The sequence below is a fragment of the Citrobacter sp. Cf087 genome, from assembly GCF_030334285.1.
Taxonomy (GTDB): Bacteria; Pseudomonadota; Gammaproteobacteria; order Enterobacterales; family Enterobacteriaceae; genus Citrobacter; species Citrobacter freundii.
In genome coordinates, this window is sequence record NZ_JAOWED010000030.1 from 216,638 (window position 1) to 233,870 (window position 17,233).

General features: G+C 48.6%; 19 protein-coding genes. 12 read left to right on the forward strand and 7 right to left on the reverse strand.

What is annotated here, in order from left to right; translation table 11 throughout:
• Positions 1-29 precede the first annotated feature (29 nt).
• The 4 genes from fimW to fimZ all read left to right on the forward strand — a co-directional run bounded on the left by fimW (position 30) and on the right by fimZ (position 2,951).
• The gene (gene fimW / locus OGV57_RS14880; protein ID WP_003021906.1) at positions 30-623 is read left to right on the forward strand and encodes a fimbria biosynthesis transcriptional regulator FimW; all 594 of its coding nucleotides are present in this window, start codon (positions 30-32) and stop codon (positions 621-623) included.
• 231 nt (positions 624-854) lie between these two features.
• The gene (locus OGV57_RS14885) at positions 855-1,058 is read left to right on the forward strand and encodes a hypothetical protein (protein ID WP_127785952.1); all 204 of its coding nucleotides are present in this window, start codon (positions 855-857) and stop codon (positions 1,056-1,058) included.
• A complete protein-coding gene (gene fimY / locus OGV57_RS14890) occupies positions 1,009-1,731 on the forward strand; it encodes a fimbria biosynthesis regulator FimY (protein ID WP_003021904.1) in 723 nt (240 codons plus the stop codon). The genes OGV57_RS14885 and fimY overlap by 50 nt, the downstream gene beginning before the upstream one ends.
• Positions 1,732-2,318: 587 nt before the next feature.
• Positions 2,319-2,951 carry a fimbria biosynthesis transcriptional regulator FimZ gene (gene fimZ / locus OGV57_RS14895; RefSeq protein WP_003021902.1) on the forward strand — a complete coding sequence of 211 codons (633 nt, stop codon included), beginning with the start codon at positions 2,319-2,321 and terminating at the stop codon, positions 2,949-2,951.
• A gap of 49 nt (positions 2,952-3,000) precedes the next feature.
• Here the strand turns inward: fimZ and sfmF are convergent, their stop codons facing one another.
• The 6 genes from sfmF to fimA form a co-directional block, all read right to left on the reverse strand.
• Positions 3,001-3,495 carry a fimbria assembly protein gene (sfmF, locus tag OGV57_RS14900; RefSeq protein WP_085951539.1) on the reverse strand — a complete coding sequence of 165 codons (495 nt, stop codon included), beginning with the start codon at positions 3,493-3,495 and terminating at the stop codon, positions 3,001-3,003.
• A gap of 34 nt (positions 3,496-3,529) precedes the next feature.
• Positions 3,530-4,537, reverse strand: coding sequence for a type 1 fimbria D-mannose specific adhesin FimH (gene fimH, locus OGV57_RS14905; protein WP_044712796.1), 1,008 nt, complete (start codon positions 4,535-4,537; stop codon positions 3,530-3,532).
• Positions 4,538-4,541: 4 nt separating this feature from the next.
• A complete protein-coding gene (locus OGV57_RS14910) occupies positions 4,542-7,163 on the reverse strand; it encodes a fimbrial biogenesis usher protein (RefSeq protein WP_003835749.1) in 2,622 nt (873 codons plus the stop codon).
• A 7-nt stretch (positions 7,164-7,170) separates the two neighbouring features.
• The gene (fimC, locus tag OGV57_RS14915; RefSeq protein ID WP_003835750.1) at positions 7,171-7,863 is read right to left on the reverse strand and encodes a type 1 fimbria chaperone FimC; all 693 of its coding nucleotides are present in this window, start codon (positions 7,861-7,863) and stop codon (positions 7,171-7,173) included.
• Positions 7,864-7,904: 41 nt separating this feature from the next.
• Positions 7,905-8,438, reverse strand: coding sequence for a type 1 fimbrial protein subunit FimI (gene fimI, locus OGV57_RS14920; protein WP_003847496.1), 534 nt, complete (start codon positions 8,436-8,438; stop codon positions 7,905-7,907).
• Positions 8,439-8,515: 77 nt separating this feature from the next.
• Complete coding sequence (gene fimA / locus OGV57_RS14925; protein WP_032947919.1) at positions 8,516-9,070, reverse strand: type 1 fimbrial major subunit FimA; 555 nt, start codon at positions 9,068-9,070, stop codon at positions 8,516-8,518.
• A 571-nt stretch (positions 9,071-9,641) separates the two neighbouring features.
• Here fimA and folD point away from each other — a divergent pair.
• The 6 genes from folD to OGV57_RS14955 all read left to right on the forward strand — a co-directional run bounded on the left by folD (position 9,642) and on the right by OGV57_RS14955 (position 14,350).
• Positions 9,642-10,508 carry a bifunctional methylenetetrahydrofolate dehydrogenase/methenyltetrahydrofolate cyclohydrolase FolD gene (gene folD / locus OGV57_RS14930; protein ID WP_003021887.1) on the forward strand — a complete coding sequence of 289 codons (867 nt, stop codon included), beginning with the start codon at positions 9,642-9,644 and terminating at the stop codon, positions 10,506-10,508.
• Between the two features lies 1 nt (position 10,509).
• Positions 10,510-10,722 carry a ribosome-associated protein YbcJ gene (ybcJ, locus tag OGV57_RS14935; protein WP_054528164.1) on the forward strand — a complete coding sequence of 71 codons (213 nt, stop codon included), beginning with the start codon at positions 10,510-10,512 and terminating at the stop codon, positions 10,720-10,722.
• Positions 10,723-10,908: 186 nt separating this feature from the next.
• Positions 10,909-12,810, forward strand: coding sequence for a hypothetical protein (locus OGV57_RS14940; protein ID WP_191218793.1), 1,902 nt, complete (start codon positions 10,909-10,911; stop codon positions 12,808-12,810).
• 22 nt (positions 12,811-12,832) lie between these two features.
• Positions 12,833-13,303 carry a type III secretion system chaperone gene (locus OGV57_RS14945; protein WP_048216733.1) on the forward strand — a complete coding sequence of 157 codons (471 nt, stop codon included), beginning with the start codon at positions 12,833-12,835 and terminating at the stop codon, positions 13,301-13,303.
• The gene (locus OGV57_RS14950; RefSeq protein ID WP_046669826.1) at positions 13,300-13,713 is read left to right on the forward strand and encodes a type III secretion system chaperone; all 414 of its coding nucleotides are present in this window, start codon (positions 13,300-13,302) and stop codon (positions 13,711-13,713) included. Before OGV57_RS14945 ends, OGV57_RS14950 begins: the two co-directional genes overlap by 4 nt.
• Before the next feature lie 112 nt (positions 13,714-13,825).
• Positions 13,826-14,350, forward strand: a complete 525-nt coding sequence (locus tag OGV57_RS14955) for a metal-dependent hydrolase (protein WP_003021883.1) — start codon at positions 13,826-13,828, stop codon at positions 14,348-14,350.
• A 91-nt stretch (positions 14,351-14,441) separates the two neighbouring features.
• Here OGV57_RS14955 and cysS read toward each other — a convergent pair whose 3' ends face one another.
• Entirely contained in the window at positions 14,442-15,827 is a 1,386-nt protein-coding gene (cysS, locus tag OGV57_RS14960) for a cysteine--tRNA ligase (protein ID WP_003831109.1), read from the reverse strand.
• Positions 15,828-16,000: 173 nt separating this feature from the next.
• On the opposite strand from cysS, the gene ppiB reads away from it, so the two are divergent.
• Positions 16,001-16,495 (forward strand): peptidylprolyl isomerase B, encoded by a 495-nt coding sequence (ppiB, locus tag OGV57_RS14965; protein WP_003021875.1) that lies wholly within the window; start codon positions 16,001-16,003, stop codon positions 16,493-16,495.
• A 2-nt stretch (positions 16,496-16,497) separates the two neighbouring features.
• The gene (gene lpxH / locus OGV57_RS14970; protein ID WP_048216735.1) at positions 16,498-17,220 is read left to right on the forward strand and encodes a UDP-2,3-diacylglucosamine diphosphatase; all 723 of its coding nucleotides are present in this window, start codon (positions 16,498-16,500) and stop codon (positions 17,218-17,220) included.
• The last annotated feature ends 13 nt before the right edge of the window (positions 17,221-17,233 follow it).

Consider the following 17,233-nt stretch of genomic DNA (forward strand, 5'->3'; position numbering starts at 1 on the left):
TACCCCTCCAGTGGTTCAGGAACTCTTTAATGTTAAGTATCGCCATCAAGGAAGAAAACAGTCACTTCGAACATGGACTGAAAATCATCATCTCCCATCTGGCAAATCAGTGGCATCAGGAGATCTGCTTTTTACCTGTCGAGAATATCGATCGCGCTGACATCGCGTTTATCTCCCTGGATGAAGATTGGCTCAGCGCCGATTGCTATCAGATTCCGATCCATACCCGCCGCCAACACCGGGTTGTCATCTGCAACAGAAACGATAAAGATAAGCTGATGTTCCGGCCCTGCCTGTACATGTTGCCGCTGATCTATCGGGAAGATGACGTTGAGGAAATGACTAAAAAATTAGTCCCCATCCTGCAAAAACGTGCGCTGCGCAACAACGTGCCTGCAACTATCTGCCATTACTGCACTACCCGCAACTTTTCTGTCGACGAACGCAAGTTCTTAATGTTTCTCGCCAGCGGATATACCTTAGCCGAAACGGCTCACCTACTCTCAATAAGCGATCTTCAGGCCAAAGCGACCCGCCGCGGCATAATGAAAAAGCTGCATGTGAAAAACGATCAGCAATTCTTAAGATACATCCGCGCCCATCTGAATTTTCTACAAAATTAGACGGGGTATCTCTGCCTAATTTTTATTGAGAAATATCTCATCCTCGATTAAGTATCGACTCCTACTGTACCTATCCGCAGACTGCCAGAATAATCCAGCCATACTATTTCCGGGGTAACAGAAAGACACACCCGGTAATATTTTATCTAATATCAGAGAGAGGTTGAACTGGATAAAACGATCTTTTGGGCATTGAGTAAGACATCAGAAAACTTCCGGCAGATTATTCTGATGGGATACGCAATTGCCAGTCTGATGATTGTTGAAGTACTGAAACCCAACGGCACAAGGACATTGACCTTTACGCTGGCAAAAATTTGGGTCAGGGATGTTTATAGTCAGCAATTTATCCAGACCTGCCGCAACAGAAATGGAATGGAAAAGGATGCACAGCGCAAAACGCCGGGACCGCTATCGCCGCATACGAAACACTAACTGTACCTGGCAATATCCCCACTGTACCTCACAAGTATTTGACCGGCTCGAGTATCTGGCGCAAAAACTCGAATACACATTACCGGACGACACTATATCTCAGGCGATAATTACAACAGACTACTACCTGGCCTATGCGTTAAGTCGACATTTATTCTCAGGCACACGTACGGCGGTCTTCCAGAGCGTTGAGTCGGCCTTACCCAGCATGCAAGAACCAGTAATTAGCCAGTTAGTGATTGACATAGAAAGCTTAACACTCCCCTATTTCGATATACTTGAACGTTTGCGCCAGCTAATTAAGCAGCGTAATGACATCCAGATCTTCATAATGCTTTCCAGTCGTGATGAAGACCTGACTACCTTTATTTCACTATCCGGACCATTTTATATCTTATCACGTAATTTACGCCTTCCGGAGGTGCGTCACGCCTTATTATCGCCGGTTCCTGACTATATTCATTCCAGACGCATAAATCAGCTCGATTGGGAGATGATTGCCTTACTTTTACAAGGTAACTCCTTAAAAAAGATTGCATTGTTACAAACACAACCCTACCACCGTATCATCTATCGCCTGAACCAATTGATTACGCGCCTGGGGTTACCCAGCAGACAACGCTTTTTGCATCTGATACACCGCCTCAACGTTACCTCTCTTCATTTAATTTAACACCATAACCCTATGTGCGATAAGATTTTTTAGGAAACTACTTATTCTCGAATAAGAAAAAAGATCTAATTTTTACAAATATTTAATATTTACAACTATTCCTGGTCTTATGCCTGGTGCCACTGTCACACTTAACCTTACTGATTCTGTGCATTTCAATATAAAAAAGCCTAATTACAGTCTTAACAAAACCTAAACAATTGGTTTATTGTATCGTTTTTACTATTTAAAAAAAATTTTCAATCTGCCATAATTCGAACTGCAGATAAATAATACCAATAGTCATTAACACATCTGGATCTTTCAGAATATCCTAACTGACATTAACAACCGGGATGTTGTAAGTCTTTTCCGAAAGAACAGAGCAGGTATAATCCCCACAGTTTCCTGATTAATTGTTAGTTTTCCCGGTGTGAAATGGATTTTCCACAAATTCATTGTTCTGCAGAAGAACAACCGAATAAACAAGGATGAAATAATATTTATTCGGTTTTCCCGCAGAACAATTCTTGGCTATTTGACAATATTATAACGCCTGATGTTTTATCAAATTCGCAAGATACGCAAACAGTTTGAGGCATACAACAATGAAACCAGCATCCGTTATCATTATGGACGAACACCCTATTGTCAGAATGTCGATAGAAGTACTACTCGAGAAAAACAGTAATATTCAGGTAGTATTGAAAACCGACGACAGCCGTACGGCAATAGAACACCTGCGCACATACCCGGTCGATCTTGTCATCCTGGATATTGAACTACCTGGTTCGGATGGATTTACATTACTCAAGAGAATAAAGTCTCTGCAGGAGAAAACTCGGGTGCTGTTTCTCTCTTCCAAATCGGAGTCTTTTTATGCCGGGCGTGCTATCCGGGCCGGTGCAAATGGTTTTGTCAGTAAACGAAAGGATCTCAATGATATCTACAATGCAGTAAAAATGATTTTATCGGGATATTCTTTTTTCCCGTCGGACACCCTTAATTTCATTAACAATATAAACGCACAAAAAGGTGTGCTGAATGACATGCCGCTCTCTAACCGCGAGGTTACGGTTTTGCGTTATCTGGCAAACGGTCTGTCCAATAAGGAAATTGCTGAACAGTTGTTACTCAGCAATAAAACGATTAGCGCTCACAAGGCGAATATCTACTCCAAGCTCGGGTTGCACACCATCGTTGAGCTGATCGATTATGCAAAAATGCATGAGTTAATGTAATAACACTCCCGGCGAGATGTCGTTCGGGAGCGTTTTATCAGCTTATTGATTAGTTATAGTTAATCATAAACGTGGCATCAGCCCTGGCGACGCCAGGCTGAACTCCATCGGCTAACGCGATATAGTTGGCGAAAAAGGTCAGCGTGGCATTGCCGTTCTCATCAATCCCCACGGCCTGGCTCGCCTGTTCGAGCGGTAATCGCGTACGATCGCTGTCGTGCAGTTCAATCGCCACCTTTTGTGCCATGACCGCATCATCAAGCGCCAACAGCGTCGTGCCCGGAGCCGGAGTACCGGAAAACGTTATCGATGCGGATCCCGGCGGGCAACCTTCAAGCTTCAGCGTAAACGCGACCGGTTGAGTGGTATCTCCGCTGGTCTGAAGCTGCTTTGTCGGCCAGGTCCCCAACTCCACCGACTTATTGCTGTCGCTGGCAATCACCGCACAGGTAAAGTCCACCACGTTGCCACGCAGCTCAATATTGATTTCCCCCAGCGACGAGGAGGCATGGCCCAACGAACTGAATGTTAGCAGGGACACCATCGCCAGAAGCGCCCCTGCGAATGGCGTTTGCTTGTTAGTCATAATCCACTCGCAGATAACCACGAGCCGTAAAAGGCCCTTCGGTAGGTTTATTCCCCGTCACGCTGACCGGCCATGCCCGAATACCGACCCTGGCTGCGGCGTTATCATCCAATTGAAATGGGATATTGCTGGACAAATTGTTAGGCGTCAGCGGGTTACCACTGCTATCGGCGACGATAAAACCTAAATCCGGGTTGTCAGAAACCATCATTTGTCCGGTGGCTTTCTCAGCCTCTACACGCATGGTCAAGTAGGCCTGTGCGGCGACGTTGGTGCATTTTATCGCCACGGTTTTGGTCTGCGGATTAATGCCTTCGGGCCGGTTTCCTGCCCCCGCCTTGCTAAACAACGATGCGCCAATATCGCCAAAATCAAACTCAACAATCTGCCCGGCGTTCACCTCACAGTTTTGTGGAACCTCCACCTTACCGCTGTAGCTGATGGTGTACACCGGCGTGCTTAGCGCATCTCCGGTACTGGTCGTGACATAGACGCTGAACATCGTCTGACGCGGAATCGGAACCATGTTAATAAACGAGCGGATCACTTTGAGTTTAAACACCAGCTTTGAATCCATTACGCCAAAAGGCTGCTGTTTCGATACGTTGGGGTGAGTCCCCATGCGGATATAATTACGCGGAGGATAAAACAACCCGGCATAGCTGTCGGTGATGCTCATGGCTCCCAGCAGGTAGTCATTGAGCTTCAGATACTGAAAACCGCCCTCGGTACTTTGCACCGGAAGTTCAGTGACATAGCTTCGGTAGGTGTAATTCACCGACGTTCCGGCCGGACAGGTGGCATTCACGCCAATCCAGCCCGATTTTTCCGGTAACGTTACCACCTGTCCCGGCTGGTTGTTGCTGCTGTTAAAGACATTCGACAAATCGTAAAAAACATCCGTTGGCGTGCCATTCGAGTTATGGCAGACCGTCGCCCATGACGAATGTGCCATCAGCAGTAAAGCGCTTCCCAGTAACAAACCCGTTTGTCTTTTCATCGTATTATTCCTGTCGTGCCGTTGGAGATTCGCACGTCACGTTCGTGAGCGTCACCGCCTGTTTCAGACTCTCCTCAGGCAAGGCATAGCGCGCCACGCAGCGAGCGTTTGCGCCTTCCCCCCATTGGATCAGCAACTCGCCTTTTAGCGGCAGACCACTGAGATAAATTTGCCCGTCTTCGCCCACCATACTGGTCACGCCACTGGTGTTTTCCCGCACAATAGAGCCAAACGGCACGGGTTTACCGGCATGTTTGGCGGTAATCAGCGCCCGCACACCGATTCGTGTATCAAACGCAGCTCGCACCAGCGCCCCTTGCGTTGGTACTACGCTGCTGACGTTATTTTCCACATCGGTATTGTTGTTCATGGAGTTGGTGTCTAACGCGACACGGTTATAGCGATAGACGGTGGCATACGGCATCACCGCGTATCCACGCCAGTCGGTTTGAACGCCGGTCTGGTTTTCTATCCGCACACCCTGTGCGCCAGGCGCTTTAATCAGCACGTTGGTATCACCCAGAGGCTGACTGAGCGTAATGCCATCCGCATGCCCCACCACGCCACCAGAGAGTTGCCAGTTGTAATCATGCTGATCGCGATCGTAGTTGTATCCCACGCCCAGCGTGCCATAGGCCGCCTGCCAGTTGGCACTGGCGTTTCCGCTGTAGCCATTGGTGCTGCTGTGCCCCTGATTCACGCTGTAGCTCAGGTTGCGTCCATCCAGCAACGTACCGCCGATCCCGCTCTGCCAGCTGTTTTGTCCATTGCTATTACGGTTAGCATTAAAGGTGGCGTAGGTGCGATCGAAGGCGCTATCTCGCGAGTAGCGCCGTCCGCTTAGCAGGCTGAACGGTATTGACATATTGAACGCGACAATACGGTCGGTGTCGGAGATGCCAACCGATTCATTCCACGACCAGGAGAGTGAATAGCTAATACCTTGCCAGCCGCTGGCATAGCCCAGTTGATACCAGGTATTGGTGTCTGAGGTATTCCAGTACGTTTGCTGACTACCCGAGACATACAGCGATCCGTAATCCCCCAGATTCTGCGAAATGTTTATCTGGAAACGGCCCTTTTTGCTGTAGCTCAGGTTGTGGTAACTCTTCACATCGGGCACATCGTGGCGATTGCCCTCGCTGTCGTATTCGTACTCATAGCCTTCCATACTGCGATACGCCACATCGTCGAGGGTATAGAAACCACGCGTAGAGTAGCGATATCCCAACAACTGAAAGTTGGTGCCAAAATTGTTCAGCGATTTCGCATATAGAAAACGCAATGACTGCCCCTGGTGTGTACTGTCATCCGCCAGTTGGCTGCGGGCATGGGTCAGATCGACAGAAACCGCCCCCCAGTCCCCCAGGTTTCGGCCGGTGCCTAAAACCACCGCCGTGTAGCGTGAGGCCAACTGCGTACCGCCGTAAGCGGTGTAGCCTTCTGGTAACCCAGCAATTAATGTTCCCTGGAAAAAGAATGGAGAAGATTGTTGGCTATTGCCGCTGCGAAAATCCCCTGCGACCACGTCATATTTGAAACGCCCTTCTCGTTGTAACAAGGGAACCGTGGAGTACGGCACCGTATAGCGCTGTTGGCTGCCGTCCTTTTCGTCCACCGTCACCTCAAGGTCACCGCTGGATGACGTCGGGTTGAGATCGGTTATCGAGAAAGCGCCCGGTGAAACATAGCTTTGATAAATCACATAGCCATTCTGACGAATGGTTAGCTTTGCCGCTGTTCGCGCAATACCGCGAACGGTAGGCGCGTAACCCTGTAAGCTGTCGGGATACATACTGTCTGAGGAATAGAGCCGCGCCCCGCGAAATCCGACGCTGTCAAAAACGTCGTTGCCGGTGTTGCTGTCACCCATCACCAGCTCGCCCTTCAGCGGGATAATCGCGCGCTGAAGCCATGTGCCGATGTTTTTCCAGCTTTGTGAGTGATATCCGTCACCTTTGGAATAGCTCCATGCGCCGTTATTTCTCAAGCGCCAGGGGCCATAGTTCAGGCCACTGAGCATACTTAAGAAATAACTGTCTGTATCACTCCCGCGGCTGCCGGTAAAGCTGTAGTTGACCAGCGCGGCCGGGATGCCTTCATCCCACTCTTCCGGTGGAATATAGCCACGCGCGCTGTTTAACATCGACGCCTGCGGCAGGCTGACGTTTAGTCGCAGGGTAGAAAAATCAAACGCAATCTCGCTGCCTGGAATCGCCTCAGGTAGATTGATGCAGGTATCGTTCGCATCCTTACTGAGTGCCGGAAACGCGGCGATATTGACGCCAAGGCGCTTCACCCAGTCGAGCCCAAAGCACGGCATCAGCCCACCGGACTTCTCCCCGGATTTTCCCGCGCTGGTCGTAAAACGAATATCCTGAGTAGCCACAAACTCATCATTGCGCCAGATATCCACGCGATAAACACCTTCAGGCTGGTGATTACCTTTTTCAAAACGTGATAAATCCGCCACGGTTGCCGTATCCGCAGATAAAAAGGCCGGATTAAAATAGCTTTCACCATGGCTTAAAGAGGGAAAGAGCGCCGCCAGCGTGGACAACGCCACCCCCGCCAGCGGTGGCGTAACCCCCGGTAACAGGCCAGGAAAATACGTTGTCTTATTCATCGTTATCTCAACGCACGCTGACCGTTTGGGCCGGGGTCACAGCACCATAATCATTGACCGTCTGGAACGTAACGTTGCCCTGCACGCCTGTTGGCAACAGAACCTGCGCATCGCTTTTCGGTGCAACCATCACGTTATCGACCTTCGTTTTCCCCACGTTGAGATTGACCAACGTGACGTAATACGCTGACGGATTGTTAATTTTCAGGTGGTTGCCGGAACGGGAAAACGTCAGCATCCCCGGGGCATCTTCCGGGATTTGCGGCAAATTATTCGGACGGACGAAAAGCTTGATGCGGGACAGAATCGCCAGTTGCAGAACGTTTTTGCCCTCAAGGCTGTTTTTATTGACTGACGGAATGGCTTTTACGTTCATCCAGAACAGCGACTCACGATCTTTGGGCAACGGAACACCTGCATAGATAATACGCAACGTGTTTTCGCTTTTGGGCTCGCTGACAAACAACGGAGGCGTAACCACAAACGATTTTTCTTTAACACCTGCGCTATTCTCAATCCATGAATTGACCAGGTAACGTTCTTTGGTATCACTATTGCTAATAGACAGTGACGTTTGTTTGGCATCGGCTGGATAAATAACACGGGTAGCGCCTAATGCAATGCCTCCGGCAGCCTGAACACTGGCAACAGGAAATAAGAACAGTAAAAGGATAAAACCTGATTTTAGATAATTAAACATAGCTACAAATACCTTTGGTGTGATTATCGTTGGGAAATAAATCAGGGATAAACCAACGTAAACCACACGTCTGAACGAAGCGTTCCCGGCGTTATATTTTCCGAGACAGCCCGATAACGAGCAGTGAAATGAAACGTCATCTCTTGCGTTATAATCGGCGCATAATGAAGCGGCAGCGCGTTCGGAATAATTTGCCGTTGGCGCTGGTCAAATAACGCCAGGCCGATCCCCGAAGCCGCAGACGCATCTCCACTGGCAAGGAACACCTGCGGATCTTCCGCTGGCGTCACGCCTGCAAACGCAATCCCAACGTGGTCATAAACATCGGAGCTGCATGACGTTAAGCGCAGTGAAAACGGCACGCTGGTAGAGGCAAAGCTCCCCGTCCCGGAGAAAGCATTGGTGCGATACTGCCCCATTTGCACCCGCAAATTTTGGCTGTCAGTAGCGACCGTGCAGGCACCATTGACGAGCTGCCCCCGTAAGTGAAGGCGGCCACTTTCCAGTATTACCGTATGTGCAAACACAGGCAGTACGCACAGCATTCCCGCCAGCGCCACGCCTTTCCCTATCATCTGCCGCATCCTTCATCATCCCCGGAAATTGCCTCATCCAGTGAGGCGAACGTCATCCTTGCGCAAATCAAAACGGCTTATTCGTACTTCATGATGAACGTCGCGTCGGCATTTGCCTGACCCGGCGTAGCGCTGGTGGCAGTGGCTTTGTAACGCGCAGAGAAACGCAGGGTGTTGGTTCCTTCTACCAGCGCCTGAGCGGTAGAGAAGGTGGCTCCATCCGGCTTCAGCGCGGTGGACGTGTTGTCCAGAATTTCGATACCTACACCGCCAGCAGTAGTGGTGTTATTCCCTGAAGAAACAGCCAACAGAGCCGAGTTGGTGGCATCTGCCTGACCAGAGAAAGCAACGGCTGCGGTTGCAGCAACTTTCGGATCACAATCGTTCAGCACGATGGAGAACGGAATTTGTGCCGTTGTATCACCTACTGCGGCAAAACTGGCAGTACGATACTGGCCTAAGGTGACAACCTGATCGGATGACTGAGTACTGACTGCACAGGCTGCATTGACCAGTTCACCTTCAAAATGCACAGTACCGCCGCTCACACTTACCGGATCGGCTGCAACCGCAGCACCTGCGACTAACATCAGGCTGGCAATAACAGAAGAGGTCATTAATTTACGTTTCATGGATTTCCCTTGAATTACACACATCCGGCTCCAGCATCCTGCGGGATCCGTTTTCATTATCGACATTAAATGTCAGGCTAATTATCTCTGCATCCTGTAAAGATATATATCGCAAGAGAATTAGCTAACCTTTTACCCCGACTCTCCTGAGTATTTGATTTACTAATTATCCTTCGCGAATATGACTATTCGTCACAGCGATAAATTAAACATTTCAATTAATGAAAAATACCTGCAAATCCTTTTAATAGCCCTGGCTAATTCTTAATGGGATCTAAGAAAAGTCTTGGTTAATATTACCTAAATGCCGCCGTAATAGTACGTAACAGTCTGGTTTATGAAGCATTACCCATAAAGAACCCAGGGTGATGAGATGTTTCATTCACGTTAATTTTAATTAGCATGCTTACTATTTATTCGTAAGGCTTCAGCCTTTGTGCTGACACCATTTACAGCCCGTGACGGCCCTGGCGCACATAAAAACGCAAACGAAAACTGACAGCACGTCCCGCTTCTGACAAAATAGTGGCATCCCCTTCGATTTAACGTAACAGACGGAATCCTCTCTCTGATGGCAGCAAAGATTATTGACGGTAAAACGATTGCGCAGCAGGTGCGCTCTGAGGTTGCTCAAAAAGTTCAGGCGCGTTTAGCGGCTGGATTACGCGCCCCAGGCCTGGCTGTTGTGCTGGTAGGCAGCAATCCGGCTTCGCAAATTTACGTCGCGAGTAAACGCAAAGCCTGCGACGAAGTGGGGTTCGTCTCCCGCTCCTATGACCTGCCCGAAACCACCAGCGAGGCGGAGCTTCTTGAGCTGATCGATACGCTCAATGCAGATACCACCATCGACGGTATTCTGGTACAACTGCCGTTACCTGCCGGTATCGACAACGTTAAAGTGCTGGAGCGTATTGCACCGGATAAAGACGTTGACGGTTTTCATCCGTATAACGTCGGTCGCCTGTGCCAGCGTGCGCCGCGCCTGCGTCCTTGTACCCCGCGCGGTATTGTGACTCTGCTTGAGCGTTACAACATCGACACCTACGGCCTTAATGCGGTCGTCATTGGCGCTTCAAACATCGTCGGTCGCCCAATGAGCATGGAACTGCTGCTGGCTGGCTGCACCACCACCGTCACCCATCGCTTCACCAAAGATCTGCGTCGCCACGTTGAGCACGCTGACCTGCTAATTGTTGCCGTCGGTAAACCGGGCTTTATTCCTGGCGAGTGGATTAAAGAAGGTGCGATTGTGATTGATGTCGGCATCAACCGTCTGGAGAATGGTAAGGTTGTTGGCGATGTGGTCTTTGAAGATGCTGCCGCACGCGCGTCATATATCACGCCGGTCCCCGGCGGCGTAGGCCCAATGACGGTCGCCACACTTATCGAAAACACGCTGCAGGCGTGTGTTGAATATCATGATGTAAAGGACGTTTAAGATGGCCACATTTTCACTGGGTAAACACCCACATGTTGAACTCTGCGATCTGCTGAAGCTGGAAGGCTGGAGCGAAAGCGGCGCCCAGGCAAAAATTGCTATTGGCGAAGGGTTAGTGAAGGTCGATGGCGTTGTTGAAACGCGTAAACGCTGCAAAATCGTTGCCGGACAGACCGTGAGCTTTGAAGGTCACAGCATTACCGTCATCGCTTGATAACTTCACCGGCAGCGCAAGCTGCCGGGATCATTTTATCCCCTTGCCACTCTCTCAGCCCACAACCTGCCCATGCTCATTATTTTCACTAAAGTAGAGCACTTTTTGAAAGTTTTTATTCAGCATCCGTTTTAGGATTTCCTTATCAGTCCCGTTTTTCAACAAAAACCTTGATAAGGACATTATATGACTGTTTCCCGTCTTGCCCACAACGCCCTTCAGCGTATACAGCATCCCATTCATGCTGAACATCGTGCCCCTTTTGCTGGTTATAATCGCATGCCGCCAGCCGAACAACAGGGGCCTGTCATCGCTGATCCAAACATCTTACCCAACGCGGTTCAGCCAGAGGCCCTGGATACTCATCAGATAGCTAACAGGAAAAATGCCCCCAAAACCGTTGATTTCAACCTGCATGGCAAAAATGTTAAATTACCTGAACCCCCTAAAATCAGTAATGACGATATTATTTCAATATGTAAACAAGGTGATGACATATATAGAGAACTGATGGCCGGTAGATCTGTGGAGAATACCAAAGAAAACGCCGCTAAATTGATGTGGTACTTACAGGCACAGGCATCAAACAAAGTTTCTGTTTCTGCGGGATTAGCAGAAAGTGGCCCACAAAATTTCAAAATGGGCGCTTTCAGCATTGAAGATAAAGACCATAATATAGAGAACTTTTTGAATAACGCAGGTAGTTATTCAAGGAAATCAAGCCACCTCAAAGAATTTAAAAATGCCGGAGCAGACTATCATTCACGAGGTTTAGATATTGATAGCAAAAATATATTCTTACCTAACAATCGTAAAACCATTCTCTTTGCCAGGATGCCACAAAAAAGTGAGAATACTCCTACCGGAATCCCAGGTAAAAATATGTTATTCATTAAAATGGAAGAACATGGATGCCATAGATTAAAAGATAAGGTATCTCATGGTGTTAATTACATCCCTACTCTCTTAGAACAGAAATTTGGGGTGAATAAACGTGATGACGGTGTAGATAACAGGGAGCGAATCCCCGCCGATATCAAAAAAAGTTATTCAGAACTTGCTTCTGGCTTTAACTCATGGACAGGTATGAACATTAATACCAGTAACGCATTGAGTACTACCGGCGGAATAAAAACTATGATTGAAGACTTGGCATTAATGCGGGATTACATCAAGACAGCCATAAGCATCGATTCACAAAAAATAGAAGCAAACAAATACCTGGAGAAAACAACCACTCTTTATGATGATTTAAGATCACGCGATCACAGTGATATTAGAATTGGTAATGAAATTATTATCACAGGTCCTTACAGAATTCCAGTCTCATCTGCCAATGTTGATATCAGCAATCCTGACTTACAAGAAAAAACAAAAAAAACATTCATAGAAATTCTATCATTAGCAGGTCACTCGGAGAAGTCGGGCACATGGATAGAAGATCCTGTGGGCTATATTACCAACAGAACCTCACTTGGATCAGATATTAAAAGAGGCTTCAAACTCCTGTCAGACGGTGTGCCATTTACTGGCCTTGAAGAGACTGAAACAGAAGACGAAAACAAACAAATCGAACAAATCGAACAAATCAAACAAAATGCCCTTGACTGGATATCTGGTCTCATTCGCCCCACCACATCACCACCTGAAAAAAATTTAACTGATGCACAACTAAAAAAAATAACATCTGCTGTTGCTGCATGTTGTGAACAAAGCATTTTAATACAATTAGGAAATGCTATGGGTAAATTACTGGCAGCAGATGAAAATAGAGTAATAGGATTCACCAATGATCTCTCACCAAGGGCCCTTCCTCAATCTTTGGAGATTAAACGCCAATACACTGGTGGTAATAACCAAGTAATTGTTGACGTGACTGCGTCTACTTCCTATTGGGGCAATGCTTTATTTGAAAATGTAAAGAATGAAGCAGAGACAAAGATGTATCATGCCATAACTAATGATGATGAACACATGAGAGGTCAAGTTACAGTTCGAGTAACTATGGCTCTGGATTCCGACAACAGCGAGATTACATTGACAATCCCTGAAGATATACATGTCAATGGAAATATAAACTTCGGCTAGATCCAGGAAACGAGGCAATTAAATGATTAACCCAGTAGAATATAAAGAAAAATTCACTAACCTTGTGTCTGCATTAGGCAGACACACTGGAGGGACAACGCCGACTGTTAATGACAATGGCGTAAGTTTCTTTTGGTTATCAGACATGTTATTTTCATTCATCCTTAGCGATCCTGATGACAAAAATCATCAGGAGTTAATTTGTATCATCCATATTGCCCCATTATCAAATGAGAATATTGACAATTCGCGTTCACTGTATCTTCATATACTAAAAGACAATCATTCCTGGAGAAATACTGCAGGTGGTATTTTTGGCTTCGATGAGCAAACAGAATGCCTCTGCCTAAGCCTGAGGCTTGACCTTCTAACGGAATCAGAAGACAGTTTTCTTGCAAAAATAGCCTGCGCATATCAAATTTCACTTGAATGGAAAAATAGATTGACGGGAATGAATGAAATCTTGATTCAATTTACCGAGAAAATGTCATGAATCCGATAACACGCTCTATGGTTTTACTTGAACGCCTGTTCAGCGCCTACGGCTCCCCTGGATTTACCGAATCCGCAGAGAACCAGTATATTCTGGAAACTGATAATATCTTGTTTTATTTCTTTGACGAGCCGGAGCAATCAGAGCTTTATATCCAGGCTGATATAGCGGAATACACCGCCACGGAGACCACGGAGGCGCTTATCGCCCTGCTGAAAATGAATCATCTGTGGGATGCCACAGAAGGCGGGATCATCGGCCTGTCCGTAGAAAACAACGCTTTTACCTATACCTATAAAATACAGTATCCCCTTGTGGAATCTGATGACTACGATGAATATCTGATCGATCTGCTGCCAGAAATCATTCGCTGTATTCAGTATGCGAGAAGCAAGCTTTCTGACTTTTAAGTGATACGAGTACTGAATCTGGCAGCACTCGCTGCCAGTTTTCAGAATGTGTTCCCTGTGTGATCGCAATTCAGGCTGTTAGCATGTTGTTTTTCCACACGAAGCGATCATCATGCCCACTATTGTTACCCACGCAGCCGTTCCGCTCTGTTTAGGGTTAGGTCTCGGACTTAAAGTCATCCCCCCACGATTACTGTTTGCTGGCGTCGTTCTGGCTATGCTGCCAGATGCCGATGTGTTGTCATTTAAGTTCGGTGTCGCCTATGGCAATGTGTTTGGCCACCGGGGATTTACCCACTCACTGCTGTTCGCCTTCGTGGTACCGCTGCTCTGCGTGTTGATTGGCCGACGATGGTTTAAGGCGGGATTGATTCGCTGCTGGCTATTCCTGACGGTTTCACTGCTGTCACACAGTCTGCTGGATTCCGTTACGACAGGCGGCAAAGGCGTCGGCTGGCTGTGGCCGTGGTCGGATGAACGCTTCTTTGCACCGTGGCAGGTGATTAAAGTCGCCCCGTTTGCGCTATCACGCTACGCCACACCGTATGGGCATCAGGTAATAACTTCGGAGTTGATGTGGGTATGGCTGCCGGGCGTTATGATGATGGGTGTGCTGTGGTGGTACAAACGTCATTAATAGCGCCTGATGGCGCTACGCTTATCAGGCCTACCGATCATTCCATCGTAGGCCGGATAAGACGTAAGCCGCCATCCGGCAATATAGAGCGTTACTTACGACGCCAGGTGGTACCCTGCGGGCCGTCTTCCAGCACGATGCCCATCTCATTGAGACGGTCACGCGCGGCATCAGCCGCCGCCCAGTCTTTCGCTTTACGCGCATCTAAGCGCTGTTGGATTAACGCTTCAATTTCAGCAACTTCACCGTCATCCGCCTGCGCCCCGCTTTGCAGGAACGCTTCCGGATCCTGTTCCAGCAGTCCCAGCACGCTGGAGAGCTTGCGCAGATGCGCAGCCATACCGTTAGCCGCCGCCATATCTTCACCCTTCAGGCGGTTAACTTCACGCGCCATATCAAACAGCACGGAGTAAGCTTCCGGCGTGTTGAAGTCATCGTCCATCGCTTCAATGAAACGTGCTTCAAAGGCCTCGCCACCCGCAGGGGCAACGGATTTGTCGGTACCGCGCAGTGCAGTGTACAGACGCTCCAGCGCAGAACGCGCCTGTTTCAGGTTCTCTTCGCTGTAGTTGAGCTGGCTACGATAGTGACCCGACATCAGGAAGTAGCGAATGGTTTCGGCGTCGTAGTATTTCAGCACATCGCGCACGGTAAAGAAGTTGCCCAGCGATTTAGACATTTTCTCGCGGTCAACCATCACCATCCCGGAGTGCATCCAGTAATTAACGTACTCACCGTCATGCGCACAGGTGGACTGCGCGATTTCGTTTTCATGATGCGGGAACATCAGGTCCGAACCGCCGCCGTGAATATCGAAATGGTTACCCAGTTGTTTGCAGTTCATCGCCGAACATTCGATGTGCCAGCCCGGACGACCTGCGCCCCATGGAGACGGCCAGCTCGGCTCGCCTTCTTTGGACATTTTCCACAGCACGAAGTCCATCGGGTTACGCTTCACATCAACCACGTCAACGCGAGCACCCGCCTGCAGCTGATCCAGATCCTGGCGTGACAGCTGACCGTAGTTCGGGTCAGTCGGCACGTCGAACATCACGTCGCCGTTATCAGCAACGTAAGCGTGACCTTTGGCAATCAGCTGCTCAGTGATTTCGATAATTTCAGCGATATGGTGCGTAGCGCGCGGCTCCAGATCCGGGCGCAGAATATTCAGCGCATCGAAATCGCTATGCATTTCCGCGATCATTCTGTCGACCAACGCGACAAAGCTTTCACCGTTTTCATTCGCGCGCTTGATGATTTTGTCATCAATATCGGTAATGTTGCGTACATACTTCAGCTTATAGCCGAGGAAGCGCAGGTAGCGCGCGACGACGTCGAAAGAAACAAAGGTACGTCCGTGGCCAATATGACAGAGATCGTAAACGGTAATACCACACACGTACATGCCGACTTCCCCGGCATGAATAGGTTTGAATTCCTCTTTTTGGCGCGTCAGTGTATTAAAGATTTTTAACATCGAAGATTCCGTGTAGACGTGTGTGGATAGTAAAGTCTGTATAATACCCATAATTTAGACCGGAAGCAGCACACTTTGCGAGGTGATCACAGCTTGCGGTTATGCTATAACACACCCCTAACTCTGACCCTTGACGGGGTCGAAGCACCAATCTATCGGAACAGGATGCAAAAATGGTTACTTTCCACACTAATCACGGCGATATCGTAATCAAAACGTTTGATGATAAAGCGCCTGAAACAGTTAAAAACTTCCTGGACTACTGCCGCGAAGGTTTTTACAACAACACCATTTTCCACCGTGTTATTAACGGTTTCATGATCCAGGGCGGCGGTTTCGAGCCAGGCATGAAGCAAAAAGCCACGAAAGAAGCGATCAAAAACGAAGCGAACAACGGTCTGAAAAACACCCGTGGTACGCTGGCAATGGCGCGTACTCAGGCTCCGCACTCCGCAACCGCACAGTTCTTCATCAACGTTGCTGACAACGACTTCCTGAACTTCTCCGGTGAAAGCATGCAGGGTTGGGGTTACTGCGTGTTCGCTGAAGTTGTTGAAGGCATGGACGTGGTTGATAAAATCAAAGGCGTTTCCACCGGTCGCAGCGGTATGCACCAGGATGTGCCAAAAGAAGACGTCATCATTGAAAACGTGACCGTCAGCGAGTAATCGTGGCGACACTGTTTATTGCAGATCTTCACCTCTGCACAGAAGAACCGGCGATCACCGCCGGTTTTCTGCGTTTTTTAGCCGGCGATGCACGCAATGCCGATGCGCTATACATTCTCGGCGACCTGTTTGAAGCCTGGATTGGCGACGACGACCCGAATCCACTGCATCATGAAATGGCCGCAGCGATAAAATCACTGGCTGATTCCGGCGTTCCCTGCTTTTTTATTCACGGCAACCGTGATTTTCTGCTCGGTAAACGTTTTGCCCGTGCGAGCGGCATGACCTTGCTTCCCGAAGAAAAAGTGCTCGACTTGTATGGCCGCAAGGTTCTGATCATGCATGGCGACACCTTATGCACCGACGACGCAGGCTATCAGGCGTTTCGCGCCAAAGTACATCAACCCTGGCTACAGAAGCTGTTTCTCGCCCTGCCCCTGTTTGTTCGCCAGCGCATTGCCGCAAAAATGCGCGCCAACAGTAAAGCCGCCAACAGCAGTAAATCGCTGGAAATCATGGATGTGAATCCGCAGGCCGTGATTAACGAGATGGAAAAACATCAGGTCCAGTGGTTAATTCACGGACATACACACCGTCCGGCTGTCCACGAACTCACGGCCAATGAGCAACCCGCTTTCCGCGTGGTATTAGGCGCATGGCATACCGAAGGCTCAATGGTGAAAGTCACGCCCAGCGACGTTGAGCTAATCGCGTTTCCGTTTTAATTCTGCAGATATC